The sequence below is a fragment of the Archangium gephyra genome (assembly GCF_049060025.1).
GTDB classification, from domain to species: domain Bacteria; phylum Myxococcota; class Myxococcia; order Myxococcales; family Myxococcaceae; genus Archangium; species Archangium gephyra_A.
In genome coordinates this window covers 2,895,899-2,921,435 of sequence record NZ_JBMEQQ010000002.1, presented here as the reverse complement: position 1 = coordinate 2,921,435, position 25,537 = coordinate 2,895,899, and the positions used below count along the sequence as shown (strand labels likewise).

The following is a 25,537-nucleotide window of genomic DNA, read 5'->3' as shown; positions in this document are numbered from 1 at the left end:
GCGCCCGCTCCGCGCGGGCCCTGGCGCACCCCACAGGAGGCAGATGTGAGAGCCGTTCTGGCGATGTTCATCGCGGTAGGAGTGCTGTGTGCGGTCCCTGCCCGGGCGGCGGCGCCCGTGGAAGCGGGGAAGGTGTTCTCCGGCCCGGAAGGGGAGCAGGTGGCGCTCGTTCTGCTTTCCCCCGTGGAGAGCAAGAAGGCCCTCCTGCGCGTGCAGGGCACGGGGAGCGAGCTCGACGGCAAGGTGCTCCCCCATGACGTGAACGAGTCGGGCGCCTACGTGCACTACACCACCGAGCTGCGGGGCCGGAGCTTCGCCACCCTCGTCGCGCGTTCGGGTGGAGGGGGAAGCAGGAGCTACGTCCTCAACGTGCCCGGCCGGCGTGACAGCATCAAGGTGTCCTTCGACGACGCGCGCACCAAGGCCCTCAAGGGCGAGGAGTTGTACACGCAGCACCAGAAGCAGAAGGCGGATGGCACGCTCACCCGGATGATGGCGTTCGACCGGAAGGCCGAGATGGCCGAAGCCGAGAAGTCGCTCTCCGAGCCGGTGAAGTCGATGAACGCGGCGTGCGGCACCTCGGCGGCGGTGGCCATCGACTGGAACAGCATCCCGGATGAGCTGCTCAAGTCGTACAGCATCGCCTCCTACTGCGAGTCCCCGTTCACCGCCCTGGAGAAGCTGTGCGCGACGGCCGAGGGCAAGAAGGCCATCCAGGCCCAGGTGAAGGAGGTCTCCTGCCGCTTCGGTGAGGCCCTGAAGCTGGAGGTGCAGGCGGGCCGGGTCGCCTGGACGACCGCGAAGGACGCGGCGAACCAGGAGGAGTTCGCCACGAAGTACTTCACGGAGAACCTCGAGTCCGCTCGGGGCCAGGGCGAGAAGCTCGCCGAGCGGCTGCGCCTGGAGAAGATCCGCGTGTGCGCGGATGGCAAGGGGCACTACGTGGCGCTGCTGCCCCACGAGACGCAGAACGTGCAGCTGGCCTACGGCGACGGCAAGAAGTTCGTCCAGGTCGCGCCCCCGCCCTGGGTGCTCTCCGGCTACCACTTCCTCGAGCCGCGCTTCTTCCACAAGACGATGAACCCCTCGTTCCGCGGGCTCGACATGCGCGTGTATTCGGAGGTGGAGCTGAGCGAGGAGAAGAAGAGCTGCGCGGTCCGCTGCGGCGAGCGGACCATCCCGTTCACGCTGCTCGAGTCCGAGAAGGCCCAGGAGCTGGTGCAGAAGGCCTCCTTCGAGCCCAACCCGCAGAAGTTCGTGCCCTATGCGCTGCTGCGCGATCAGCAGGGCCGCTACTACCTGGTGGAGCGGGGCTTCCAGCCGGCCGACGAGCGCAACTTCCGGGTCTCCATCGGTCCCAAGGGCAACCTGCAGCAGCAGAAGATGACGGACATCGTCTCCGACTCGGAGGGAGAGATCTTCGCCACGAAGAAGGGCGAGCTCCGGCTGGTGCTGGACCGCACGGCTCCCTCGACGTGGCTGGAGAACAAGAAGAAGACCGAGCTGCGCCCGGTGCCCGTCGAGGAGAACCTCCCGCTCATCTACAACGAGCTGGGGGTCTACACCGGTGCCCGCCTGGGCACGCCGTGTGACGATCAGTGACGCCGTGAGGGAAGGAAGTGGGTGGGTTTTGCAACGCCGAGCACAAAAGCAGGGTCCACCCGTGAACATCCGCCCTTCACATCGTGAGGGGCCCTCCCAATCATCCGCCCGGTATGGAGAACGAGAAGAACAATCTGGCGGATGGTGGCGCGTTGCACCTCCGCTTCGGCAACCACCTGCGCCGCCTGAGGACCGCACAGAATCTCACCCAGGAGCAGCTCGCGGAGCGCAGTGGGTTGTCGGTCGATGCCATCCGGCGCATCGAGCGGGGGGCGTTCTCCCCCTCGCTCGAGACGTTGGCCAAGCTGACGGAGGGGCTCGACGTCTCCTTGAAGACGCTGTTCCAGACCTTCGAGCGCGAGAAGTCCGACCGGGTCGCGGAGATCTGCGACTTCCTGTCCAACCGCTCCGGACGCGACGTGCAGCTCGTCTGGCGTGTCGTGCGCGCCATGTTCGAGGAGCGCTGAGCACCCGGAGGATCCTCATGGCCGGACCGGGCGGATGTTCTCTGTTCCCCGAGTGCCTGCTGGTCTAGTCACTCTCGGACATGCCCCTTCCTTCCCCCGTCGTCCTCGTGGTCGAGGACGAGACCGACCTTCGCGAGATCATCCAGGATGTTCTCGCCGGGGAGGGTTACCAGGTGACCTGCGCGAGCGATGGTGCCCAGGCGCTCGACTGGCTGGCGAGCGGACTGCGGCCTGGCGTGGTGCTGCTCGACTTCTACATGCCCCGGCTGGATGGCTGGGCCTTCCTCGAGCGGATGAGGACCGGGCTGGGCCTCGGCGAGGTGCCGGTCGTGGCCATCAGCGGCTCGGTCGTGTCGCATCCGTCCGTGGCCGCCGTGCTGCAGAAGCCCTTCGACATCAGCGAGCTGCTGGAGATGGTGCAGCGGTTCTCGCGCGCTGAATGAGGTGGAGCGTGAAGGCCCGCTGAGGGCTGGCTCTTCCGCTCGCTCCGCGGCCGGGCATCGAGCGGGAGCCCCGGGTCCCCGGGTGCGCTGCGCGTGACCGCTATACGCTGAGTGGCCCCGGTGTGTTCCAGACCGGGGTCATTCGCCGCATGAGCGCACACCGTCTCGAACAGCTCCGCGAGGATGTCCGCGCCCGCGCCGAGAACCGTCCTGGGGTCTACCGCATGAGGGGCCCTTCGGGAGAGGTGCTCTACGTGGGCAAATCGGTGAAGGTGCGCACGCGGTTGCTCTCCTACTTCCGGGCCCAGCGCGGGGAGAAGGGGGCGGAGATCATCGGGCATGCGCACGGGGTGGAGTGGGACTACGCGCCCAGCGAGTTCGCCGCGCTGCTGCAGGAGTTCCGGCTCATCAAGCGCTGGCGGCCCCCCTTCAACGTGCAGCACAAGCGCGACAACTCGCTGTGCTTCATCAAGCTGACCCGGGAGGCCGTGCCGAGGCTGCTGGTGGTGGGCCACGTCATCAACGATGGGGCCGAGTACTTCGGTCCCCTCCGAGGGCGGCAGAGCGCCACCGAGGCGGTGCGGGCGGTGAGTGATCTGCTGGAGCTGCGCGACTGCTCCTCGGACACGCCCATGCGGCTGGCGGATCAGATCGAGCTCTTCCGGCTGAAGGAGGATCCGCGTTGCATGCGGGGCCAGGTGGGGCGCTGCCTGTCTCCCTGTGCTGGCGGATGCACGCGCACCGAGTACGTGGCGCGCGTCGACCAGGCCCGGGACTTCCTGAATGGGGTGACGGACCAACCGCTCGCCCTGCTGCGCGATCGCATGGGTGTCGCGTCCCGACGCCTCCAATTCGAGTACGCCGCCGAGCTGCGAGACCGGGCGGAGACGCTGGAGCGGGTGCAGGGCGAGTTGCTCCGGATCGGCCAGTTCGTGGAACGGCTGTCCTTCGTCTACACGGTGCCCGGTCACGACGGAGAGGACCGCGCCTACGTCATCCGCCGGGGGAGCGTGCGTGCCGAGATGGCCGCCCCACGGACGACGCATGAGCGGCTCGCGCTGGAGGTGACGGTGGGCGAGGTCTTCGAGCGGCCGGAGCCGGCGACGATCGGCCTGCGGGCCCACGAGGCGCAGGAGGTGCTACTCGTGGCGCGCTGGTTCCGCCTCAACCCGGAGGAGCTGGAGCGGACCGTGTCCGTGGCGGCCTTTTCCTCCTCCGCTGGCGGGCACCACGCGGCTTCCTAGGGGAAGAGTCCGCGGAGCTGCCCCTTCCGGCCCCGAGATGCTCCGACTGGTCCGATTGTTGGACCAGTTGGTCGAGCTCGCGCCCGGAGCAGGGGAGGGCTCAACCGACGACGGTGAAACTCCCCAGGTCCGTGGCCCGGCCGTTCACGAGCGCCTCGACCCGGTGTGTGCCCGCGTAGTGCTTGCGCGTCGTCATCGTGGCGAAGGAGATCGACTTCTCGAAAGTGCAGGACGCGCCGGGGAGGAGATCGACCTTACCTCCCTTGAAGACCTTCGGACTGGCCGAGCCGTTCGCCTTGATGAAGTGCACGGCGAAGTCGACGACGGCCTGCTGACGTGTCTTCGCACGGTTGGTGAAGGACAGGGTCAGTCCGACGCTCTGGCCGAGCCGGACCCGCTTGGGTTGGAACGAGGCCGTCACCTCGATCTCTCCGCCTCCACGGAACCCGAGCACCGAGAGGGCGCGAGTGTCCCCGCGTTTCACGGCGGAGCGGAGCGCGTGGCGGATGATCCACAGGCGCTCGGGTGAGGCACCGTCCTTCCACCGTGCGCAGGTGTCCACGAGGACCTCCGGGTGGTCCTTGCCGATGTCGTTCAGGTTGTTGGCGACGGAGCGCCGGACGTAGAGCTCGGGGTCATCCTTGAGCAGCTCGAGGAGCGCGAGCACCGGGCTCGGGTCTTCCTGGAACGAGCGGAGCCGGGAGGCCCAGGGCAGCCGGGGCCTCGTGCCCTCGGAGACGAGCCGCCGGACGTGGACATTCGGATCTCCGGCCCACAGGTGGAGGCGCTCCAGGGTTTCGCGAGGGTAGCGCTCGAGGAACGGGCGGATGGAGAACTCCGCGGTGAAGCGCTTGGTGAGCTCGTAGTGGGCGTGCATCGACGTCTCGAAATGGCCGAGCCCGTGCTCCGCGACGTACATGGTGTGGGGCATGTAGATGAACACCCCCATGCCCTGTAGTTCCTGGCGTTCGAGCTCCGGCCCGAGCGAGCGCAGGAGGATTCCGGCGGCGCGCTCGAAGTCGGAGGGGAGCGCCCGGTGCATGGCCTGCATGATGTGGCGGGCACGGCCCAGGAGCTCGTGGTCCTCGAGCCCATCGGTGGCCTCGGAGAGGAATCGTGGCTCCGGAAAGGACGGGTGGGCGGCACGCAGCATGGAGGCGATGCGCTCCACCACTCCGCGGTCGAAGAAGTTCTTGAGCTGCTCGGGCATGTCTTCCTTCAATCCTCGGAGGACTCCGGTTCAGCCTCCTCCTGCTGTTCCTGCGCGGCCTTCAATCTTTCCCTTTCCTCTCTCAGGCGCGAAAGGGAATGCAGGGTGTGGCGGTTGAACTTCTTGTGATACACGGCGTGGTAGCGCTCACCCGCGATGGTCACCAGTAACATGGGAGAGGCGGGGTTGCTCGTCAACCATTCCAGGGCCTCCTCCCGGGTGTTGAATGATGCGGCAACGGGAGGTAGACGGTTCGAGCTGGAATCGTCGAGGAACAGTTCCACTATGTCGTTTCGCAATAACTCGCGAACACCATCCTCGCGTGAATACCAGATGCTGTAATACTCGTCTCCAATCAGCACGTTGCCGCCACTGGGCGGTTGCGAGAGACTGTTCAGCCAGGCGTATGCCTCGTCGCGCGTGTTGAAGTAGGTGATGGCTAGTGGGGGAGTGGATCGATAGTCTACGATGTGTTTTTTGAAGGCCTCTTGCTGGTTGGTGTCTGCGATGAAATTGAGCAGTTCGATAATGACGAGGGTGTACAGTTTTTGTGCCGGATCGGCTGTTTCATCAAGTGCTCGGAGGAGAAGTGCCATGCCCTGCTGCGCCAGTGCATCTGTGTGCGCTTCGAAGGCGGCGCTCACGTAGGAGGTGCGCGTGGGGTCCAGCCCTGAGCGGTAGTCTTCAAAGACGTAGACCTGGCCGGTGCTGACCGTGAAGATCCAGTGTTCGTGCACGTGCTGCCAGGCAGCAAAATCTTCTTCTCTTCCGGCCAATTCAGCCGCCTGCCGCAGGCGCCCAAGCCTTAACAAGCCTTCATTGAGGAGATCATGGATTTGCATTCAAGACCTCGGCGACTCGTGGGGCCGCGGGCAATTCCGATGGCGGCTCTATCGAAGTCACCGCAAGGAACGGTACGAGGCAGAGAGCGCCTCCCCCCGAGCCTGCAACTGCGGCGACGAATGCCACGCCCGCGATGACGATGATGGTGCCGGTCACGATTTCCTTCCGGTGGTTCTTGAGCCAATCAACAGCGGTGTCCACCCTCGTGAACTCTTGAGCTTCCTGCTCGGCCCATGGCCCCTGCCCTTGGAGGCACCTCTGGTGGAAGTCCGTGCAGGTGCGTTCACACCAGCGGCCCCTGTTTTTTGCCCATGACCCAAGATAGCTCGGGTATTTTTTACCTTCGATCGGGATGGGTCTCGGGCTGCTCGTGCATAGGTTGATGCACATACTCTGTTTGGTGTCGCAATGGGCGGAGGACGTCGCGACGCGCACGAGCCTTCCAGCAAGTCCACCGTGTCTTGCGTGGTAGGGATAGTTCGTCAAATCGAATTCCTCGAGGGGTTTCCAGGAGTGGCTCACCTGCCTGTCCGGAGACTCCTCGATGACGAGCACGTGCCTGGCCAGTTCCCGTGTGCTCGTGGGTCCGGGGACCGGGTAGCGGGTGGTGGTAATGGGCGGATCTCAGCGCGACTCGAGCGCCCGGCGGTAGGTGGCCAGCGTGCGACGCGCGCAGTCCTCCCAGTTGAAGAGCGCGGCGCGCTCGCGGCCCTTGTCCGAGAGCTCGCGGCGCAGGGCATCGTCCCGCAGCAGCTTCAGTGCCGTCTCCCGCCACGCGTTCGCATCATCCGGGGAGAGCAGCAGCGCGGCCTCGCCCACCACCTCCGGCAGTGACGTGGCCCGCGCGGCCATCACCGGCGTCCCGCACGCCATGGCCTCCAGCGGCGGCAGCCCGAAGCCCTCGTAGCGCGAAGGCATCAACAGTGCCGTCGCCGCCCCGTAGAGGCGTGGCATGTCGTCCTCGGGCAGGTCGGCCAACTCGATCGTCGACTCCGGGAAGCCCAGCTCCCACACCGCGCCCTTGCCCGCCAGCAGCACGATGGGCGCCGGCAGTGACGGCGCGATCTCCGCCAGCATCCCCAGGTTCTTGAAGGCCTTCGTATTGCCCACCGCGAGGAAGAAGCGTGGCGGCAGCCCCCGGCGCTCGCGGAAGTCCTTCAGCTCCGAGGCCGTCGACGGCTGGTAGCGCGCGTCCACCCCATTCGGAATCACCTGCAGCCGGTAGGGCGACAGGCCCAGCTCCCTCGCCAGCTCCGCTCGGGAGAACTCGGAGACGGTGATGAGCGCCCGGGCCGTCTTCGCCCTCGGGCCCACCACCAGCTTGTAGTAGGCGCGGCGGCCCGGGCCGTACTCCGCCGAAAGCACCAGGTGGTTGGCGTCGTGCAGCGTGGCCACCAGCCTCCCCGGCCACAGCGCGGGCACCGAGAAGGACGTCGCGTGGAACAGATCGGGCGCCAGCCGGACGAGCGAGGCGGCGAGCGCCGGCTGCTCCAGCGGCGACAGGAAGCCCACCGGGCAGCGGTGCAGGGGGATTCTCGGCGTGAGGGCTCCCAGCCCCGCCGGCAGTCCCTCCGGACCCGTGAGGCCGCTGAAGCTCAGGTCCGGGGCCAGCTCCGGCAGCCGGCTCGCCAGCTCCAGCGCATACCGCGCGATGCCGTGCAGCCGGCCACGCACCATCCGCAGGTCGATGAGGACGCTCGCCACGGGGGAGCCACTACCACACGCATGGACCCAAGTGGGGGGCTCGGTTGGCTGGTTGTCGGCAAGCGGGCCCGGCAGTGGTACAAGGCCCGCCCGTGAAGGTCGCCCTCGTCCATGACTGGCTCGTCACCCAGCGCGGCGGTGAGCACGTGCTCGAGGCACTGTGCGAGCTGTTCCCGCAGGCGGACATCCATACCCTCGTGCACCGCCCCGGCGTCGTGCATCCGCGCATCGAGTCGCGGCCCATCCACACCTCCGTCCTCCAGCGCATCCCCCGCATCCACAAGCTCTACCGCCACTTCCTCCCCGTCCTCCCCCAGGTCATCGAGTCCATGCGTCTGGAGGGTTATGACCTCGTCATCTCCTCCAGCCACTGTGTGGCCAAGGGCATCCGCAAGCCGCCCGGGGCGAAGCACCTCGCCTACGTGCACGCGCCCATGCGCTACATGTGGGACCTCTTCGACGACTACTTCGGGCCGGGGCGGGCCTCGCTGCCGGTGCGCGTGGCGGCGCACGCCGTGCGCCCGTACCTCCAGAAGTGGGACCGGGAGAGCACCGCCGGGGTGGACCGCATCCTCGTCAACAGCCAGCACATCGCCGGCAAGGTGCAGCGCTTCTGGGACCGCGAGGCCTCCGTGGTGTACCCGCCCATCGCCCTGGATCGCTTCTGCCAGCACCCGCTCGAGGGGCTCGGCCAGGGCGGCTACTACCTGTGGCTGGGCGCCTTCGCCCCCTACAAGCGGCTCGACATCGCCCTCGAGGCCTTCCGCCACCTGGACGCCCCCCTGTGGGTGGTGGGCACCGGCCAGGAGGCCGCGAAGCTCACCTCGGGGCCGCTGCCCTCCCACATCCGCTTCCTCGGCTCCGTGCCCAACGAGGCGCTCGCCGGTCTCTACCGCGACGCGCGCGCCCTCATCTTCACCCCCGAGGAGGACTTCGGCATCGTCCCCCTGGAGGCCCAGGCTTCTGGCCGCCCCGTCATCGCCTACGGGCGGGGTGGGGCGCTGGAGACGGTCAGCCCCCGCACGGGCCTCTTCTTCGACGAGCAGACGCCCGACGCCCTGGTGGAGGCCGTGCGCCGCTTCGAGCAGTGGGAGCCCGCCTTCCAGCCCGCCGACGCCCGCGCCCAGGCCGAGCGTTTCAGCCGCGCCGCCTTCCTGCGCGCGGTGCGGGCCGAGGTGGACGCGATGATGGGCGCCCCGTCCGTCCCCGCCCGCAGGGCCGCCGTACCCTGACACCGCTGTCCTGGCGGGAGCCTTTTCCGAGGGGCTCTCGCCTGCCCACGGGGCTCGCACCGTTGGCCACAAGCCCGGGCAACCCCTTGGATTCCGGACGCTTTCCGTGTTAGGAGCGCACCCGGCCGCATGGGCTGTCCGCTACAGGACGGCACGTGGGAGCGGGGTGCGACGATTGCAGGTCGCGGCCGAGCGTCTTGCAGGCCACAGAAGGAGGCCCGCGTGTTCAACCGGTTCCAGCGCTTCTATACGTCCATCAAGGTCGCCGCCGACGTGGTGATGCTGACGCTGGCGTTCGCGCTCGCCTACGTCAGCCGCTTCGAGGGCCCCATCCCCGTCTTCTACGGTCTGCCCGCCGTGGAGGAGACGCTGGTGTCGCTGGCGACGGTGCTCATCGTCTTCCCCGTCACCTACCGGCAGGCGCGGCTGTACGCCACCAACCGGGCGCGCACGCACATCGGCGAGGTGTTCGAGGTCTTCAAGGCCACCATCATGGCCACGCTCATCGTGGTGGCCCTCACGTACTTCACCCGCGAGCGTTACTCGCGTCTGATGCTGGCCTTCTTCTCCGGCTACTCGTTCGTGGGCGTGTCCGCGGTGCGCCTGGTGCTGCGCGCGGTGCTCAACGAGGTGCGCCGGCGCGGCTTCAACCTCAAGTCCATCCTCGTCATCGGCGCGGGCGAGCTGGGCCAGCGCGTCATCGAGACGGTCGAGGGCCACAAGGAGCTGGGTTTCCGCGTGGAGGGCGTGCTCACGCTGCGCCCCGAGAAGGTGGGCCAGCAGGTGCAGGGCGTGCCCGTGGTGGGCCACGTCAAGGACGTGGACACCGTGCTGGATTCGCACCCGGTGGACCAGGTCATCATCGCCGTGCCGCTCGAGGATCAGGCCGCCGTCAAGCCGCTCATGGAGCAGCTCGCGCTGCGCACCGTGGACGTGAAGGTGGTGCCGGACCTCTACCAGTACGTCACCCTGTACGGCGGGCTCGAGGAGTTCGGCGGGCTGCCCATCATCAGCCTCCAGGGCGATCCGATGACGGGCTGGAACATGGTGGCCAAGCGCGTCTTCGACGTCCTTTTCGCGCTGGTGGCCATCGCCGTGAGCGCCCCCATCATGCTGGCCGTGGCGCTCGCGGTGAAGCTCACCAGCCGCGGGCCCCTGCTCTATGCCCAGGAGCGCATGGGCCTGGACGGCGACACCTTCCACATCCTCAAGTTCCGCACCATGCGCGTGGACGCCGAAGTCACCGGCGCCATGATGGCCAGCAAGGATGACCCGCGGCGCACGCCCATCGGCACCTTCCTGCGCAAGTACTCGCTCGACGAGCTGCCCCAGTTCTTCAACGTGCTCTGGGGGGACATGAGCCTCGTGGGCCCGCGCCCCGAGCGGCCCGTGTTCATCGAGGAGTTCAAGAAGCAGATTCCCCGCTACCACCTGCGCCACAAGGTCAAGGCCGGCATCACCGGCTGGGCGCAGATCAACGGCCTGCGCGGCCAGACGTCCATCCAGAAGCGGATAGAGTACGACCTGTACTACATCGAGAACTGGTCCTTGCTGATGGACCTGAAGATTCTCATCCGCACTGCACTGGGCGGTTTCCTGTCGAAGAACGCCTACTAGCTCGGTAGCGGAGCACCCGGGCGGGTGTGTGGGCTGCCGCACGCCTGGGGCCGAGACTCCTGCGCTCCCGGTGGCGGACCGGTCTAGTATCGGGCACGCATGGCTGAACAGCTCGGAGCGCATCTGGTCCGCAAGGGCCTCATCACGCAGGCGCAGCTCGATGAGGCGCTGAAGTCGCAACTCATCTACGGCGGCAGTCTGGGGACCAACCTGGTCGAGCTGGGTCTGCTCGACATGGCCACGTTGGGCCAGGGACTGTCCGACGCGTACCACTTCCCACTCGCGCCCGACGCCGAGCTGGAGGCGGTGACGGCCGAGACGATCGCCCTGCTCAAGCCCGAGCAGGTGCGCAACCACCTCGCGTTCCCGCTGGCCCTCGAGGGCCGCCGGCTGCGCGTGGCCATGGTGAATCCGCAGGATCCCCGGCACGTGGACGCGCTCGGTTTCGCCACGGGCATGCGCATCGTGCCCGCCATCCTTCCGGAGCTGCGCCTCTTCGAGTTGCTGGAGAAGCGCTACGGCATCCCCAAGCCCGTGCGCCCCGTGCGCCCCGGCCAGCCCAAGCCCGCGGTGGGGCAGGGGGCTCCCGCCGTGCAGCGGCCCGCGTCGTTGTCCCCGCTGACGCCGGCGCCCGCCTCGGCCCAGCCAGCTCCGGCCGCTCCTCCGCGGCCCGCGGCTCCGGCTCCTTCGGCTCCGGCTCCTTCGGCTCCGGGTGCCTCGCAGCCTCCTGTCGCGGGTGCTCCGGGCGCGGTGGCCGCCGCTCCGCGCCCCGGGGTCGCTGCTCCCCTGGCTCCCGCTCCGGGCACCAACCCCGGGATGAACCCCCAGGCGCAGCCTCCGGCGTCCGCCGCGGGCCAGCCCCCGGGCATGCGTCCCTCGCCCGCCGCTCCTCCTCCCGCCGCCGCCGGTGTTGCCGCGAAGCCCGCTGCCGCTCCGGTGGCGGGTGCGCCCGCCGCTCCGGGTGCCGCGCCCTCGGGTGCCGTGGCTCCGAGGCCTCCGGCGCCCGTGGGAAGCGCTCCGGTGCCAGGGGCTCCCGGGCCTGCTCCGGCCGGGGCCGTGGCGCCTCGTCCGCCGGTTTCGCCCGGAGCGCCGGGGAGTGCTCCGGCTGGCGCCGCGCCCGCTCAGCCTCCCGCCGCGCCGGGCTCGCCCGCTGGAGCCCCGGCCGGAGCCGTGTCTCCGCAGGCCGCCGCCGCGCCGAGAGCACCTGTGGCTCCGGGTGCACCCGGGGCACCGCCCTCCGCGACCGTGGCTCCGCGTCCGGCTCCCGCTGGCGTGCCCGGTACGCCTGGCGCCCCGGGCGCGGCCGCCGCGGCACCCGCCGGAGTTGGAACGCAGCCGCCCGTGGCCGCGAAGGCTCCTGCCGCACCGGCTCCCGCGAGTGGTGCCCCGCCGTCCGCGACGTCTTCCGCGCAGGGCGCTCCCGTGGCCGCGAAGCCCGTGGGGGCCGCACCGGTCGCGGCCGGCCCCGCACAACCCGGGCAGAGCCTGCCTCCGGGCATGATGCCGAGGAGCGCTCAGGGGACGGCCCAGCCGGGAGCCCCGGGTGCCGCCGCGCCTGCTTCGGGCCCGAGCGCGGGACAGGTTCCGCCCCAGGCCGTGCGCCCTCCGGCTCCTGGGACGTCGCCTGTTCCTCCTGGGGCCCAGGCTCCCGCCGGGGCCCCCGCGATGGCTCGTCCTCCCGTGGGTGCTCCGCCCGCTGGGATGCCTCCGCGCCAGGAGCCTCCCGGCGCCGCGGCTCGTCCCGCTCCGGTGGGCGCGCCGCCCCCCGGGGCTCCTGCTCCCGCGCCGGTACAGGGCGGTGCGGTGCCTCCGGCGGGTGCGGGTCCGGCAACGGCTCCCGTGGCCACGGCTTCGGGTACGTCGCCTCAGCCCGTGCCGGCTCCCAAGGCGGCGGCTCCCGGTGTGGCGGCTCCGCGCGCTCCCGTGGCCCCGCCCGCGCCTGCCGCTCCTCGGGCTCCCGCCGCGCCCCAGGCCGCCGTGACCGCGGCGTCCGCCGCTCCGCAGGCCGTGACGCCTGGAAGCGTGCCGTCCGCTCCGGTGCCGGGGCCGGTCCAGAGCACGCCTCCCGCTCAGCCCTCGCCCGCCGCTCCCGTGCCCGAGGCCAAACCCGTGGCGGCGTCTCCGGACCCCGCTCGCAAGCCCGAGGCTCCCTCCACGCCAGCGGCGGTGGTGGCTCCTCCGGCGGCGCCGGCCCCTGCCCCCGCGCAGGCCACGGCGTCTCCGGCTCCTGCCTTCGCTCAGAGAGAGGCTTTTCCCGTCACTCTCGACTACGTGCCGTTCATGACGCCGGAGGCCGAGCCGGCGCAGGAGAAGCGGGCGGTTCCGCTGATGGCGGAGGAGCCTCCCACTGCTCCCGCACAGGAGCCCGCGGCCCCCGTAGCCAGCGCGCAGCCGTCTCCGGCGGCCGAGTCCACGCCCACCGCTCCGTCTCCCGCACAGGAGCCGAAGAAGGCGGAGCCCGTGGCCGAGGTGCCTGTCGCGGTGCCTCCTTCGTCCGGGACGTCTGCCCCGCCGGCCCGCGAGCCCCTCGCGGCCAGCCCGGCGCCGCTCGCCGGGGACACGGCCCCCGCGTCTCCCGAGCGCAAGCCGCGGAGCGTTTCCGTGCAGCCGGTCGAGCTGCCCTCGGAGCCCGTGGGTGACATGCAGGTGGCGTCGCACCAGGAGCTCATGGACTGGCGCCAGTCGGAGACGGCGAATGCCGGGCCGGGCGCTGAATCCTCGTCTCCCTGGGCCCGGCGGGCCATCGAGGTGGATTTCTCGTCGCAGGAGGATCTCCCCACCCAGGCGGGCGGCTCCGATGCGGAGGGGGAGATCCCGCTCGCGTCCGTGCACGAGTTCATCCCGACCTGGGATCCCTCGGCCGAGCCGCCTCCGGCGGAGACGGATGTAGGTGCGCCGCCCGCGGAGGACTTCACCGGGTGGCAGGCCGCCGAGACGGGTGCTCCCGAGGGCGCTCCGGCTGGGGACTCGCAGCCCATCCAGCTCAAGCAGTTCCAGGAGTCGCTCGAGGCCCTGCGGCAGGCGACGACGCGCAACGAGCTCGCCAAGGTGCTGCTGGACTACTGCCAGGGGCGTTTCCCGCGAGGCTTCCTGCTCGGCGAGACGTTCGGCGTCGCCCGCGTGGGCCGCGCCTACGGACCCGGCAGCGACAGGAACGAGGTCTCGGCGTTGCAGGTGGATCTCGAGGCGCCTTCGTTGCTGGCCATGGCCGCGGCGGGTGGCAGGGCCGTCGTCTCCAGCATGCCGGAGAGCCCGGTGGACGAGCAGCTCTTCGCCGCCCTGGGCGAGTCGTTCTCGCACCTGATGGCCGCGCCCATCCGGTTGCACCAGCGCACGGTGGGCTTCGTCGTCCTCGACGGCGGGCCCTCTCCGTTCGGCGCCGAGGAGCTCGATGAGCTGGAGCAGCTCCTCTCGGTGGCCTCCGAGACCTACGGCCGGCTGCACGAAGCCTCGTCCTGACCCGGGGGCGCTTCGTGCCCGTCCTGCTGCTCTCGCCGCGCTTCAGTGATGATTCGATCGCACTCGCCACGGAGGCCTCCCGCCTCTCGTGGCGCGTGCACCGGTTGCACGATCGGCGTCCTCCCGCGCGGCTGGCCGAGGAGGAGCTCGTCTTCTACGGCGAGTCGTTGCTGGCGGACACCGTCGGGAAGGCGCTGGCACTGGCGCTGCTCGAGCCCGCGGCCGATACGCTGTCCCTGCTGCCCGCGGAGTTCGTTCGCCGGGACGTGCGCTTCACCACGCTCGGCGCGGCTCGGAGCGAGCGGTTTCCCCGGTTCGTCAAACCCGCGGATGAGAAGCAGTTCCGGGCGGCGGTCTACCCGTCCGCCGAGGCGCTTCCCGGCTCGGAGATTCTCGAGGACGGTCTGCCCGTCCTGACAGCGGAGCCGGTGCGCTGGCTCGATGAGTACCGCTGTTTCGTGCTCGAGGGCCAGGTCGTCACCGCGAGCCCCTACGCCTGGATGGGCGAGCGCGAGGCTCATTCGCACACCGCATTCGAGCTGGAGGCGGCGAAGGCGTTTGCCTCGGACGTGAGCGCGAGGGCAGGGGAGTTGTTTCCTCCCGCGGTTGTCCTCGACGTGGGCCGGATTGAAGGCCGCGGATGGGCCGTGGTGGAGCTGAACCCCGCCTGGAAGCTCGGGCCTGTATGCGTGTGACCCGGCCGGAGCGCTGCGAGTGATCCAGCGCGCCTCGGGGACTCAGCGGACCTCGGCGCCCCGTGATGCACGGTGGCTTCGTCCGCTGCCTGAGATCGAGGGGTAATGAAAGAGGCCCCGGTACGCTTGTACCGGAGCCCCTTTGCATCACGGGTTCATGTCAGGGATTCGTGCAGACCCTCACCCCGTCCCTCTCCCAGAGGGAGAGGGGAGTGGTTTGAACCCGAGTCCTTCCGGCACCCTCACCCCGTCCCTCTCCCGAGGGGAGAGGGGATGGGTGCTCAGCTGCAGCCGCTCGTGGTGCCGCAGTTGCTGCACTTGTAGCAGGCGCCGTTGCGCACCATGATCTCGCCGCACGTGTGGCACGGCGGCGCGTCCGCCTGGTTCAGGTACGTCTTGCGCGGCGTCGACATCGGCAGCGCCACCGCCGTCACCTGCACCGGCTTCGCCGCGGGCTCGGCCAGCACCTGCTTCTCCACCGCCTCCACCACACCCTCGGCCTCCTGCTCGCTCGGCAGGAACTTCAGCGACAGCCACCGGAAGATGTAGTCGACGATCGACTTGGCGATCGGCACCGCCGGGTTGCCCGTGAAGCCGCTCGGCTCGAAGCGCGTGTGGCTGAACTTGTCCACCAGCACCTGCAGGGGCACTCCGTACTGCAACGCCAGCGACACCGCCGTGGCGAAGCTGTCCATCAGCCCGCTCACCACCGAGCCTTCCTTCGCCATCACGCAGAAGAGCTCGCCCGGCGTCCCGTCCTCGTACATGCCCACCGTCAGGTAGCCCTCGTGGCCACCGATGGAGAACTTGTGCGTGATCGCCTGCCGCTCGTCCGGCAGCCGCCGCCTCATCGCGTTGGCGTCCTTCACCGCCGCCAGCGCCGGCTCGGCCACCGCCGCCTTCGTGTCCTTCACCTTGTCCTTCGAGGTGTTCAGCGGCTGCGTCCGCTTGCACCCGTCGCGGTACACCGCCACCGCCTTCAGGCCCAGCCTCCACGCCTCGATGTACGCCTTCTCGATGTCCTCCACCGAGGCGTCCGACGGCATGTTCACCGTCTTCGAGATGGCTCCCGACAGGAAGGGCTGCGTCGCGCCCATCATCTTCAGGTGGCCCATCCACTGGATGCTGCGCTGGCCCTTCGCCGGCTTGAAGGCGCAGTCGAACACCGGCAGGTGCTCGGGCTTGAGGTGCGGGGCGCCCTCGATCGTCTCGTGCTTGTCCAGGTAGGTGATGATGTCCTGCGCCTGGGTCTGCGGGTAGCCCAGCTTCTCCAGCGCCTGCGGCACCGTCTGGTTGACGATCTTCAGCATGCCGCCGCCCACCAGCTTCTTGTACTTGATGAGCGCGATGTCCGGCTCGATGCCGGTGGTGTCGCAGTCCATCATGAAGCCGATGGTGCCCGTGGGGGCCAGCACCGTCACCTGGCTGTTGCGGTAGCCGGACTCCGTGCCCTGCGCGAGCGCCTCATCCCAGGCCTTCTTCTGCGCCTCGAACAGCTCCGGGCTCACACCCTCGGACGCCACGTTGTAGGCCGCCTTGCGGTGCTTGCGGATGACGCCGAGGAACGGCTCCTCGTTCTTCGCGTAGCCCTGGAAGGGGCCCATCTTGCCGGCCATCCGCGCGCTCATCGCGTACGCCTCGCCGCACATCAGCGAGGTGATGGCCGCCGCGTAGTTGCGGCCCGCGTCCGAGTCGTACGGCAGGCCCGTGGCCATCAGCAGCGCGCCCAGGTTCGCGTAGCCCAGGCCCAGCGGACGGAACGCGTGGCTGTTCTGGGTGATCTTCTCCGAGGGGTACTTGGAGAAGCCGACGATGATCTCCATCGCCAGCAGCACCACGTCCACCGCGTGCTTGAACGCGTTGACGTCGAAGTCGCCGTCGATGGTGCGGAAGTGCATCAGGTTCAGCGACGCCAGGTTGCAGGCCGAGTCGTCGAGGAACATGTACTCCGAGCACGGGTTGGACGCGTTGATCCGATCCGTGTTCGAGCAGGTGTGCCAGGTGTTGATGGTGGTGTCGAACTGCAGGCCCGGGTCACCGCACAGGTGGGCCGCCGCGGAGATCTCCCGGAACAGCTCGCGCGCCTTGTAGGTGTCCATGGGACGCCCGTCGCGCACCGCCCGCGTCGTCCACGCGCTGTCGTTCATCACCGCGCGCATGAACTCGTCCGTCACGCGCACCGAGTTGTTCGAGTTCTGGAAGAACACCGACGAGTAGGCCTCGCCGTTGAAGCTCGGGTCATACCCGGCATCGATGAGCGCCCAGGCCTTCTTCTCCTCGCTGGACTTGCAGCGGATGAAGTCCAGCACGTCCGGATGGTCCGCGTTGAGGATGACCATCTTCGCCGCGCGCCGCGTCTTGCCGCCGCTCTTGATGACCCCGGCGAACGCGTCGAAGCCCTTCATGAAGGACACCGGGCCGGACGCCGTGCCGCCACCGGCCAGCAGCTCCTTGCTCGAGCGGATGGTGGACAGGTTGCTGCCCGTGCCCGAGCCGTACTTGAAGAGCATGCCCTCCGTCTTCGCCAGCCCGAGGATGGACTCCATGGAGTCGCCCACCGAGTTGATGAAGCACGCCGAGCACTGCGGGTGCTCCTCCACGCCCACGTTGAACCAGACGGGGGAGTTGAAGGCCGCCTTCTGGCGCAGCAGCAGGTGCGTGAGCTCGGAGTGGAACGTGTCGCGGTCCGTCGACGTGGCGAAGTAGCCGCCCTCGGCGCCCCAGCGCGTCAGCGTGTCCACCACGCGGCCCACCAGCTTGCGCACGCTCGTCTCGCGCTCCGGCGTCCCCGGCGTGCCCCGGAAGTACTTCGACGCCACCACGTTGGTGGCCAGCATCGACCAGGACTTGGGCACCTCCACGTTCTTCTGCTCGAACACGGACTTGCCGTCCTCGCCCGAGATGGAAGCCGTGCGCAGCTCCCACGCCAGCTCATCGGCGGGATCCACGCCCGGCGTCGTGAAGAAGCGCTCCACCGTCAGACCGCCAGCAGGGGCTCTCGTCTTCAGCCCCGCCACCGTCTCCTTACCGTCCAGAACTGCTGCCGTGGCGCTCAGGTCGCGTTCCATGGTCCCTCCCACTGCTTTCACTCAGCGTATGACTGCAAAATTTGCGAAAAGCCAAGCCCGCGAGATCTCTCAGGATCGAGTGATCTCGATTCGACACGCCTCTTCCGGGTGAGGGGAGGTGCGTGGCGTTGGTTTCAAACCCTTGTTTTTTGGGAGCCCGCCTGCTTGTTCGTCCAGCGGGCAGGTAGGCAAAGGTACGATCTTCGTTCCGGACTCGTCAAGGTTCTCTGCCCCCCAGATCTTGTGTCCGCTGACATTGCGCCACCTATGGATAGGGGAGTGTGACCGATTGGACGGTCCACGTCCGGGTGCCCGCCCGCGGTCCGGGACCGGTGCGAGGGAGCCGATCTAAAGCCTGCTTGGCTGGCGATCAACTCTCTTGCGCAGCCCTTTGTGCAGTGGATCGTCAATGGATGACGAGTCATGTAGGGTCACTCCAGCGGAAAGGTCGATGATCACTAGCGGATGTTTGCTGTGAGTCTGTGCACGGATCGTCCGGCCGCCTAGGGCCCGAGGCAAGAAAGGGGCAGGAGGGGCACGAACCGGTTAGTCGCTTTCGAACGAAAGCCGCGTTAAGGGGAGGACATGCCCCCCTTCAAGCGTCACGTATTCGTCTGCACCAACCGCCGCCCGGACGGGAACCCCAAGGGCTGCTGCGCCACCAAGGGCGCCGAGGACGTCCGCGCCCGCTTCAAGGAGGAGCTGGAGAAGCGGGGCATGAAGGGGCAGATGCGCGCCAACGCGGCCGGGTGCCTGGACACGTGCTCGTTCGGCGTGTCGGTGGTCGTCTACCCCGAGGGCACCTGGTACGGCGGGGTGAAGCCCGAGGACGTGCCCGCCATCGTCGACGAGCACCTCGTGGGCGGCCAGCCCGTGGAGCGGCTGCTGATGCCGTTCTCGCGCAAGAAGGCCGCGGAGTAGGCCCGGCTCAGTCGAAGAGATTGGAGAGCCAGCCCAGGGGGCTGCTGGTGCTGCGATTCTCGAAGTAGCAGAGGTCCACCATGAGCGTGGCGGCGAGCACCATCTGCCGCAGCCGCGCGTCGGTGAGGCCCGGGTGGAATTCCACGCCGAAGAAGTCGGAGTCGGTGAAGGCCTCGCGGACCAGCCCGCTCCACTGCTTGCGGATGGTGGCTACCTCCTCGCCGCGCTGCTTGACGAGGAAGGTCCACGGCCGCCAGAACGGGCCCACCAGCGTGGCCATCACCGCGCCCCCGGGCGAGCACAGCTCGAAGGTGCGGCGCAGCAGGCTGAAGCGCTGCTCGATGGTGCCCAGGAGGCGCCCATCCCAGGCCTTCACCTCCACGCGCGTGAAGAAGAACGTCCAGGGCCGCTGGATGCTGAGGGCGAGCGTGCCCCCCTTCGTCATGAACTCGAGCTCCACGCGGCGGAAGGGCCAGAGGTTGCGCAGCAGCGCGTTGCCCCAGCCCTCGCCCGTCTCGCCGATGTACAGCATGAAGTGGCCGTCCGCGCCGCTGGCCTCGTAGCGGTTGCGCGTCTCCCAGCCGACGAGGATCTCCCCCCACTCGTGGATCTGCCGGACGCCGAAGCCGTCCCCCTCCAACAGGGGGGCCAGCTCGTGACGGAGCTCCGGGCTCATGTGGCGGCTGTCCCCGGGGGCGCCCCGGCCCGCGCCCACCGCGGCGAGCGCCGTGTCCTGGGTGCGCTGCTCCGGCGCGGTGCGGCCCTGCCAATCCAGATCCAGCCCGCTGTCGTCCTGTGGCCGCCGGTTGTCGTTGCCCATGCCGGCGAGGCTAAGCCAGGAGGGGTAGGTCCTGACAGGGGGGAGGTTCCGGCCGCGATGGGGAGCAACTGGTCCGATTGTTGGACCAGTCGGCACGCCGTGCGGCCGGAAGGCGCCCCGTGCGTTCCCGCGGGAAGAACTTGCTTCCACTGGCTTGGTCCGCGCGGCCAAGAAAAAGGCGGCGGGCCCGGGAGCCCACCGCCTCGTCTTCGTTCACCGCGGTGCTGCGCTCAGCGGCGGGAGCCGAACAGGCGCATCAGGGCGATGAAGAGGTTGATGAAGTCCAGGTACAGCACCAGCGCGCCGGAGATGCTCAGCGAAGCGGCCGACTCGTAGCCCGCCTCGGCATGCATCTCGCGCAGCTTCTGCGTGTCGTACGCGGTGAGGCCCGAGAAGGTGAGCACGCCCGCGCACCCCAGCACGAAGTTGAGCATGGAGCTCTGCACGAAGACCTGCACGATGCTGGCGACGAAAATGCCAATCATGCCCATGTAGAGGAAGGTGCCCCAGGAGCTCAGGTCCTTCTTGGTGAAGGTGGCGAAGGCGCTCATCGCTCCGAAGGCGCCCGCGCTCATCAGGAAGACGCTGGCGATGGAGCCGGTCGTGTAGACGTAGAAGAGCACCGAGAAGGTGAGCCCGGTGAGCACCGAGTAGCCGAGGAAGAGCGCTCCTGCCACCGCGCCGGAGAGCTGGTGCACCCGCGACGAGAGGAACCACACCAGGCCGATCTGCGCGACGAAGAACAGCCAGCGGAACTGGGCGATCTTCATCACCATCTGCGGGGAGGCGGCCGTGAGGAGCGCCACCATGCCCGTCACGGACAGGCCGGCGAACATCCAGCCGTACACGCGCGACATGAACGCGCGCCGCGACTCGGCGATGAGGGCGTCATTGACGTTGCCTCGCGCCACCTGAAAACCGGGAGTCTGCCAAGACATGGAATCGAGAGTCCTTTCTTGAGACAGGACGGAGTCCCCCCCGCCCGACATTTTCCTTTATAGCGCGCCTTCAACCATCGTGCGGAACATCCCTTCCCGAGGTCCCGCCCCGGCGATCAAATCGCCTTCCAGGCCATGAGGAGCTTCTGGGCCACCTCGGTGGTGATGAGCGGCAGCACGCCGCCCCCGCCCACGATGTTCACAATCTCCGAGGTGGAGCCCCGGCACACCCCGCCCCAGGCCGGCTGCTTCGCCAGTCCCACCGAGGCGTACGCGGAGTAATCCACGTGCAGCGACAGCGGCGTCACACCGCTCTCCTCGCACAGCAGGTGCTCCTCGGGAGTGGTCTCCACCACCTCCTGCACCACGAAGCCGCCACCCGCCGGGTCCGTGGCGGCGCGCTCGCACAGCTCCGCCCACGTGGGGACGGTGCCGTAGGCGGCCCGCGCCCGCTCCTCGAACGCCGGGGTGCCCACCGAACGGCCCAGGTACACCGCCCGGCCGCCGTAGTCCCAGGAGCGCTTGAGGACGAAGCGCCTGGGCTCCGCCGCCACGAGCGCCACCAGATCCTCCGCCCGCTGCCCGTCCGGGTCCACGCCGGGGCCGCGCCGGAAGGGCCTCGTCCAGGGCACCGACGTGCGCACCGCCTCCAGCTCCTCGGGCGTCAGTCCGGCGGCCTCGGCGCGCGCGGGCTCCACCAACGCCTGGGAGAGCAGGGCGAACGTCGCTTTCACCTCCACCGGTGAGGCCGGCGGGTTGAGCAGCACCGCCTTGCGTCCCGGCACCGTGCCGAAGAAGTCCTCCACCCACGCAGACGGCGTCTCCTCCAGCCGCCGCGTGAAGAGGTGCCGGTACACCAGGTCGTAGCGCTTGCCGCGCACCTCGAAGTGCTCCTCGCCGGAGACCTCGTCCGGGTGGACGACGTCCGCATCCGCGCCGAACTCACGGAAGCGCTCGCACAGGTAGCGCTGCTCGGTGATTTGCGCGTCGTTGCGGCGGCAGAGCAGGGCGATGGTGTCCGGCATCTTCCCGTCGCGCTCGGCGGCGTAGCCGTCCAGCAGGGCACGGTAGAGGGCCAGCGCGTTGCTGCCGTTGGCGGAGATGACCGCGTACAGGGCCTTCTCGGGGTAGCGGAAGTGCCGGGCCACCACCTCGATGAAGGTGCGCGCGGCGATGTCCGAATAGCCCTGCATGGCCGGGATGGTGGCGTTGAGCTCCAGGGCGCGCGGCTTCGTGTCCACGAAGTAGTCCACCCGCGTGGTGGCCAGCCGCTCCACGTTCGCGAAGGTGCGCTCGGTGAGCGCGCGCTCGAGCGGCGAGAGACCGCCCAGCACCAGCTCCTTCTCCTCGCTGGCGAGCACCGCGCGCGTCACCTTCACGGTGGCCGAGGCCAGGTGCGCCGAGAGGGTGGCCCGCCGGCGGATCTCCTCCGCATCGAGGATGATGGGGGTGGCGGTGACGGGGATGGGCCGGGTGGAGCCGTCCTTCTGGGTGACGGCCAGTCCACGCTCGTACGCGGTGCGGGCCAGCTCCGGCCCGAAGTGGACCGCCTGTCGCCGCAGCACTTCCAGGAGTTCTTGCACGGGTCTTCCTTCGACGTATCTCAGGGCCCTTCCTACCCCGCCCGGGGCACCCGGGGAATGCCTTCGACATGACGCCGGGACGCTTCCGGGGCCGGTTCCTGGGGCTGGCGAGCGTCCAGGGGCTTCCCGGGCGGCCCGATTCGGGGATGATGGCCGGACTTCCGAGGTTCCCACATAGAGAGGAAGCACGGCATGGGCATGGTCACCGGAGGACAGCTCGTCGGGCGGATGCTGAAGAAGGAGGGCGTCCGCCACATCTTCACCCTCTCGGGGCTGCACGTGGCCCCCATCTACGCCGGGTGCGTGGAGGAGGGCATCCAGGTCATCGATACGCGCCACGAGCAGGCGGCCGCCCACGCGGCGGATGCCTACGCCCGGGTGACACGCGGCGTGGGCGTGGCGGTGGTGACGGCCGGCCCCGGCGTCACGGACGCGCTCACCGGCGTGGCCAACGCGTACGCGGCCAGCTCGCCCATGATTCTGCTGGGCGGCGCGGCCCCCATCTTCAACCAGAGCCGCGGCTCGCTGCAGGAGATGGAGCAGGTGGACCTCTTCCACCGCATCTCCAAGTGGTCGGATCGCGTGCCCACGCCGGACCTGGTGCCGGCGTACCTCGCCAAGGCCTTCCGGGTGGCGCTCTCCGGGCGGCCGGGGCCGGTGTTCCTCGAGCTCGCCTGGGACGTGCTCTGCAACGGCGTGGACGAGGACAGTCTGCAGATTCCCAAGAGCTACCGCACGGACGCGCGGCAGGCGCCGGATCCTCGCAAGGTGGACGAGGCCATGGCGCTGCTCAAGTCCGCCGAGCGCCCGGCCATCATCGCCGGCTCGTCGGTGCACTGGGACGGGGCATGGGACGCGCTGCGGCGCTTCGCGGAGACCGCGCAGATTCCCGTGTACCTCAACGGCGCGGGGCGCGGCTGTCTGCCGGCGAGCCATCCGCTCTTCTTCCAGCACACGCGCAAGGAGGCGCTGAGCGGGGCGGACCTGGTGTTCGTCATCGGCACACCCTTCGACTTCCGGCTCAACTACGGCGCCGAGCCCACCTTCAGCGCCGAGTCGAAGATCGTCCAGGTGGACATCGACCCGGTGGAGGTGGGGCGCAACCGCGTGGTGGACGTGGGCATCATCGCCGACAGCTTCAGCGCGCTCTCCGCCTTCGCGGACGCGGCACCCAAGGGCAAGCGCGATTCGTTCATCTCGCAGCTGCGCGAGCGCGAGCAGAAGAAGCTGAGCGGCCTGGCGGCCTGGACGAAGGACGACAGCTCGCCCATCCACCACTACCGGTTGGCCAAGGAGATGTCGGACGTGGCCAACGGGCCGGGGCAGGATCCGGTGTTCATCGCGGATGGCGGCAACTGGGTGGCCATGGCCGCCAAGGTGATCGAGCTGCGCCGGCCGGGCCGGTGGTTGGATCCGGGTCCGCTCGGGTGCCTCGGCGTGGGTGCGCCGTTCGCGCTGGCGTCGAAGGTGCTGCACCCGGAGCGCACGCATTGGATCATCCAGGGTGACGGCTCGTTCGGCCTCAACGGCTTCGATTTCGAGACGGCCATCCGTTTCAAGCTCCCCATGGTGTGCGTGGTGGGCAACGACGCCGCCTGGGGGCAGATCCGCCTGCCTCAGGTGCAGATGTTCGGCGAGGACAAGTCGCCCGGCACGCTCCTGGCTCCCACCCGTTACGACAAGGTGGTGGAGGCCTTCGGCGGCCATGGCGAGTTCGTGACGGAACCGGCACAGATTCGCCCCGCGCTCGAGCGCGCCCTGGCCAGCGGCACCGTGGCGTGCGTCAACGTGATGCTCGATCCGGATGCGCCGGTGAAGGCAGGTGCGATGGGGTACGCCGTCTGATTCATCGCGTGACGCAAGGCGCCGCCATGTCTGGACTTGCATGCGCGAGCGCCCTCGCGTACAGAATACAGACGCAACTGTATTTCCCCTGAAACCGTGTTTCCGTGAGCCACCTCCACCGCCAAGAGCCCGCGCTGAACCGACGGCCCCGCCTGCTGGCGCTGCCGCTGGTGCTGCTGTGTGCGCTGGCGTACCTGGGGAGCGCGGCTCACTTCTTCCTGGTGCAGCACACCCCCTGCGTCGAGCACGGGGACATGCTGCACGAGGCGGGAGCCGAGCAGGGGGAATCGCAGGTCCAGGTGCGCGAGTCCTTCGAGGATGAGCGCATCACCCGCTCGGACGCCGCCCAGGCGTCCGCGCACGGCGCGGATGCACACTGCGCCCATGTCTTCCTCCGCCGGGCGGTGCAGCCACCGGCTGGAGTGATGCTGCCGCCGGAAGCGCCCGTCCTCTCGGGACAGGTGCTGGAGGCGTACAGCGTGGCCGTGGAGCCCCAGGTCGCGTGGCTCCACCTGGCTCCCAAGTCCTCACCGCCGCGGGTCTGATCACGCCCTTCCTCTCTCTCGGGAGAGGAGTGGGGTGAGGGTGCCTCGGGCACCTGGCACGCGTCCTCCCTCTCCCTCTGGGAGAGGGTCGGGGTGAGGGTCTTCCCCAGGTTCGCGTCTCCAGTCCCTTCTCGCGCCCTTCGAGCATCGACAGCGCTCCCTGCCCGCGGAGACTCCCTCACCCGGAGCTTCCAATTCCTGGCATCGGTGCGCGAGGCGATGCCCACCCCTCGTGTGTCCGCGCGCGCGCCTTCCCCACGTTCCTGGAGTCCCAGACCGTCTCCCGGGACGGGAGCGTGGGGGCATTGCAGCACCAACACGTCAACACCTGGAGTCACACATCATGATGAAGAAGTTGCTGTCCGCCTGTCTTCTGTCGAGCGCACTGCTCGTGGGTTGCGGTGGCGAGAAGAACGAGGCCGATGTCGAGGGGTGCGAGCACCTCCAGGAGGGTCCCGCCGCCGCCGTGACCGCGACCGCCGCGGCCAGTGGCGCCCCCGCCGTGAGCAATGATCACAAGCGCTACGACATCACGCTGCCCGCGGGCAGCGGGGGCAACGTGGGCTCGGTGTCGTTCGCGGCCGCCGAGGCCTCCGACTACGTCTTCTTCCTGGGCTCGAACGTGACGCTGAAGGTCACCAGTGCCTCCGGTGAGGCGGTGACGTTCGAGGAGTCCGCGACGAGCTCGGCGGAGTGCACCGCGATCAAGGGCCGCTACGTGGCGCCGCTGCAGGTGGGCACGTACACGCTGACCTTCGGGCCCACGTCCGAGAGCAGTGTCTCGCTGGTCATCGAGGAGGCCGCCCATGAGCACGAGCACTGAGCGCAAGCTGCTGGCCGCGTTCGCCTGCGGGGTGCTGGCTCTGACGGGGTGCGCGAAGTCCTCCACCGCGCTGGAGCCCGAGCTGGCCGCCGCCCACCAGAAGCTGGAGGCCGAGCACCAGGAGATGGAAGCGGCCCACCAGAAGATGGAGGCCGAGCACCGCGAGTGGGTGGCCGAGCACGACCGCGCCAAGGGCGGCGCGGCCGACGCGGAGCACGACGCGCTGGAGGCGCAGCACGAGCAGCTCATCTCCCGCCACCAGGCGGTGGTGGAGCGTCACCAGAAGCTCGTGACGGACCACGGCCAGCTCGAGGCCGCCCACAGTGAGGGCAAGCCCGCTTCGTCCGAGCACGGCCGGATGGAGGACGAGCACCAGAAGATGCGTGAAGAGCACAAGTCCATGGTGAGCGAGCACGAGCGCCTGGGCGAGGAGCACCGCCGGATGCTCGGCGCGCACGGCGCGAAGTAACGGCACCCG

The 25,537-nt window shown here is 69.1% G+C and carries 20 protein-coding genes; 13 read left to right on the top strand and 7 right to left on the bottom strand.

Going from position 1 to position 25,537, the window contains the following annotated elements:
- Positions 1-45 precede the first annotated feature (45 nt).
- The 4 genes from ACN28I_RS12560 to ACN28I_RS12545 all read left to right on the top strand — a co-directional run bounded on the left by ACN28I_RS12560 (position 46) and on the right by ACN28I_RS12545 (position 3,756).
- Positions 46-1,602: a hypothetical protein gene (locus ACN28I_RS12560; RefSeq protein WP_420942276.1), complete on the top strand. Its 1,557-nt coding sequence runs from the start codon at positions 46-48 to the stop codon at positions 1,600-1,602.
- Positions 1,603-1,715: 113 nt separating this feature from the next.
- Positions 1,716-2,069 carry a helix-turn-helix domain-containing protein gene (locus tag ACN28I_RS12555; RefSeq protein WP_420942275.1) on the top strand — a complete coding sequence of 118 codons (354 nt, stop codon included), beginning with the start codon at positions 1,716-1,718 and terminating at the stop codon, positions 2,067-2,069.
- Positions 2,070-2,149: 80 nt separating this feature from the next.
- Complete coding sequence (locus ACN28I_RS12550) at positions 2,150-2,512, top strand: response regulator (protein WP_420942274.1); 363 nt, start codon at positions 2,150-2,152, stop codon at positions 2,510-2,512.
- A gap of 149 nt (positions 2,513-2,661) precedes the next feature.
- The gene (locus ACN28I_RS12545) at positions 2,662-3,756 is read left to right on the top strand and encodes a nuclease (protein ID WP_420942273.1); all 1,095 of its coding nucleotides are present in this window, start codon (positions 2,662-2,664) and stop codon (positions 3,754-3,756) included.
- Positions 3,757-3,856: 100 nt separating this feature from the next.
- Here ACN28I_RS12545 and ACN28I_RS12540 read toward each other — a convergent pair whose 3' ends face one another.
- The 3 genes from ACN28I_RS12540 to ACN28I_RS12530 form a co-directional block, all read right to left on the bottom strand.
- Entirely contained in the window at positions 3,857-4,966 is a 1,110-nt protein-coding gene (locus ACN28I_RS12540) for a DNA alkylation repair protein (RefSeq protein WP_420942272.1), read from the bottom strand.
- 8 nt (positions 4,967-4,974) lie between these two features.
- Positions 4,975-5,808 carry a hypothetical protein gene (locus tag ACN28I_RS12535; protein ID WP_420942271.1) on the bottom strand — a complete coding sequence of 278 codons (834 nt, stop codon included), beginning with the start codon at positions 5,806-5,808 and terminating at the stop codon, positions 4,975-4,977.
- A 625-nt stretch (positions 5,809-6,433) separates the two neighbouring features.
- Positions 6,434-7,486: a glycosyltransferase family 4 protein gene (locus tag ACN28I_RS12530; RefSeq protein ID WP_420948628.1), complete on the bottom strand. Its 1,053-nt coding sequence runs from the start codon at positions 7,484-7,486 to the stop codon at positions 6,434-6,436.
- A 119-nt stretch (positions 7,487-7,605) separates the two neighbouring features.
- Here ACN28I_RS12530 and ACN28I_RS12525 point away from each other — a divergent pair, with 119 nt between their 5' ends.
- From ACN28I_RS12525 to ACN28I_RS12510, 4 genes are all read left to right on the top strand, one after another.
- Positions 7,606-8,745, top strand: coding sequence for a glycosyltransferase (locus tag ACN28I_RS12525; RefSeq protein ID WP_420942270.1), 1,140 nt, complete (start codon positions 7,606-7,608; stop codon positions 8,743-8,745).
- A gap of 222 nt (positions 8,746-8,967) precedes the next feature.
- The gene (locus ACN28I_RS12520) at positions 8,968-10,362 is read left to right on the top strand and encodes an undecaprenyl-phosphate glucose phosphotransferase (RefSeq protein ID WP_420942269.1); all 1,395 of its coding nucleotides are present in this window, start codon (positions 8,968-8,970) and stop codon (positions 10,360-10,362) included.
- A 99-nt stretch (positions 10,363-10,461) separates the two neighbouring features.
- Entirely contained in the window at positions 10,462-13,821 is a 3,360-nt protein-coding gene (locus tag ACN28I_RS12515; RefSeq protein WP_420942268.1) for a hypothetical protein, read from the top strand.
- Positions 13,822-13,835: 14 nt separating this feature from the next.
- Positions 13,836-14,516, top strand: coding sequence for an ATP-grasp domain-containing protein (locus ACN28I_RS12510; RefSeq protein ID WP_420942267.1), 681 nt, complete (start codon positions 13,836-13,838; stop codon positions 14,514-14,516).
- Between the two features lie 281 nt (positions 14,517-14,797).
- Here the strand turns inward: ACN28I_RS12510 and ACN28I_RS12505 are convergent, their stop codons facing one another.
- The gene (locus ACN28I_RS12505) at positions 14,798-17,584 is read right to left on the bottom strand and encodes a vitamin B12-dependent ribonucleotide reductase (protein ID WP_420942266.1); all 2,787 of its coding nucleotides are present in this window, start codon (positions 17,582-17,584) and stop codon (positions 14,798-14,800) included.
- A gap of 585 nt (positions 17,585-18,169) precedes the next feature.
- Between ACN28I_RS12505 and ACN28I_RS12500 the strand changes: the two genes are divergently transcribed.
- Positions 18,170-18,505: a (2Fe-2S) ferredoxin domain-containing protein gene (locus ACN28I_RS12500; RefSeq protein WP_420942265.1), complete on the top strand. Its 336-nt coding sequence runs from the start codon at positions 18,170-18,172 to the stop codon at positions 18,503-18,505.
- A gap of 7 nt (positions 18,506-18,512) precedes the next feature.
- On the opposite strand, the gene ACN28I_RS12495 is transcribed toward ACN28I_RS12500, so the two are convergent.
- From ACN28I_RS12495 to ACN28I_RS12485, 3 genes are all read right to left on the bottom strand, one after another.
- Positions 18,513-19,325 (bottom strand): phospholipid scramblase-related protein, encoded by an 813-nt coding sequence (locus tag ACN28I_RS12495; protein WP_420942264.1) that lies wholly within the window; start codon positions 19,323-19,325, stop codon positions 18,513-18,515.
- A 230-nt stretch (positions 19,326-19,555) separates the two neighbouring features.
- Complete coding sequence (locus tag ACN28I_RS12490) at positions 19,556-20,263, bottom strand: Bax inhibitor-1/YccA family protein (RefSeq protein WP_420942263.1); 708 nt, start codon at positions 20,261-20,263, stop codon at positions 19,556-19,558.
- Between the two features lie 116 nt (positions 20,264-20,379).
- Positions 20,380-21,846, bottom strand: coding sequence for a hypothetical protein (locus ACN28I_RS12485; RefSeq protein ID WP_420942262.1), 1,467 nt, complete (start codon positions 21,844-21,846; stop codon positions 20,380-20,382).
- Positions 21,847-22,038: 192 nt separating this feature from the next.
- Between ACN28I_RS12485 and ACN28I_RS12480 the strand changes: the two genes are divergently transcribed.
- From ACN28I_RS12480 to ACN28I_RS12465, 4 genes are all read left to right on the top strand, one after another.
- Positions 22,039-23,691 (top strand): thiamine pyrophosphate-binding protein, encoded by a 1,653-nt coding sequence (locus tag ACN28I_RS12480; RefSeq protein WP_420942261.1) that lies wholly within the window; start codon positions 22,039-22,041, stop codon positions 23,689-23,691.
- Positions 23,692-23,795: 104 nt separating this feature from the next.
- Positions 23,796-24,236 (top strand): hypothetical protein, encoded by a 441-nt coding sequence (locus ACN28I_RS12475; protein WP_420942260.1) that lies wholly within the window; start codon positions 23,796-23,798, stop codon positions 24,234-24,236.
- A gap of 343 nt (positions 24,237-24,579) precedes the next feature.
- Positions 24,580-25,059, top strand: a complete 480-nt coding sequence (locus tag ACN28I_RS12470; RefSeq protein WP_420942259.1) for a hypothetical protein — start codon at positions 24,580-24,582, stop codon at positions 25,057-25,059.
- Positions 25,043-25,528, top strand: a complete 486-nt coding sequence (locus ACN28I_RS12465) for a hypothetical protein (RefSeq protein ID WP_420942258.1) — start codon at positions 25,043-25,045, stop codon at positions 25,526-25,528. Before ACN28I_RS12470 ends, ACN28I_RS12465 begins: the two co-directional genes overlap by 17 nt.
- The last annotated feature ends 9 nt before the right edge of the window (positions 25,529-25,537 follow it).

Excerpts from the sequence above, each read along its gene's own strand:
- ACN28I_RS12465 (WP_420942258.1), top strand. The coding sequence starts at position 25,043 with ATGAGCACGAGCACTGAGCGCAAGCTGCTGGCCGCGTTCGCCTGCGGG.
- ACN28I_RS12505 (WP_420942266.1), bottom strand. The coding sequence starts at position 17,584 with ATGGAACGCGACCTGAGCGCCACGGCAGCAGTTCTGGACGGTAAGGAG.
- ACN28I_RS12500 (WP_420942265.1), top strand. The coding sequence starts at position 18,170 with ATGCCCCCCTTCAAGCGTCACGTATTCGTCTGCACCAACCGCCGCCCG.
- ACN28I_RS12545 (WP_420942273.1), top strand. The coding sequence starts at position 2,662 with ATGAGCGCACACCGTCTCGAACAGCTCCGCGAGGATGTCCGCGCCCGC.
- ACN28I_RS12515 (WP_420942268.1), top strand. The coding sequence starts at position 10,462 with ATGGCTGAACAGCTCGGAGCGCATCTGGTCCGCAAGGGCCTCATCACG.
- ACN28I_RS12480 (WP_420942261.1), top strand. The coding sequence starts at position 22,039 with ATGGGCATGGTCACCGGAGGACAGCTCGTCGGGCGGATGCTGAAGAAG.
- ACN28I_RS12540 (WP_420942272.1), bottom strand. The coding sequence starts at position 4,966 with ATGCCCGAGCAGCTCAAGAACTTCTTCGACCGCGGAGTGGTGGAGCGC.
- ACN28I_RS12530 (WP_420948628.1), bottom strand. The coding sequence starts at position 7,486 with ATGGTGCGTGGCCGGCTGCACGGCATCGCGCGGTATGCGCTGGAGCTG.
- ACN28I_RS12495 (WP_420942264.1), bottom strand. The coding sequence starts at position 19,325 with ATGGGCAACGACAACCGGCGGCCACAGGACGACAGCGGGCTGGATCTG.
- ACN28I_RS12550 (WP_420942274.1), top strand. The coding sequence starts at position 2,150 with ATGCCCCTTCCTTCCCCCGTCGTCCTCGTGGTCGAGGACGAGACCGAC.
- ACN28I_RS12555 (WP_420942275.1), top strand. The coding sequence starts at position 1,716 with ATGGAGAACGAGAAGAACAATCTGGCGGATGGTGGCGCGTTGCACCTC.
- ACN28I_RS12535 (WP_420942271.1), bottom strand. The coding sequence starts at position 5,808 with ATGCAAATCCATGATCTCCTCAATGAAGGCTTGTTAAGGCTTGGGCGC.
- ACN28I_RS12470 (WP_420942259.1), top strand. The coding sequence starts at position 24,580 with ATGATGAAGAAGTTGCTGTCCGCCTGTCTTCTGTCGAGCGCACTGCTC.
- ACN28I_RS12490 (WP_420942263.1), bottom strand. The coding sequence starts at position 20,263 with ATGTCTTGGCAGACTCCCGGTTTTCAGGTGGCGCGAGGCAACGTCAAT.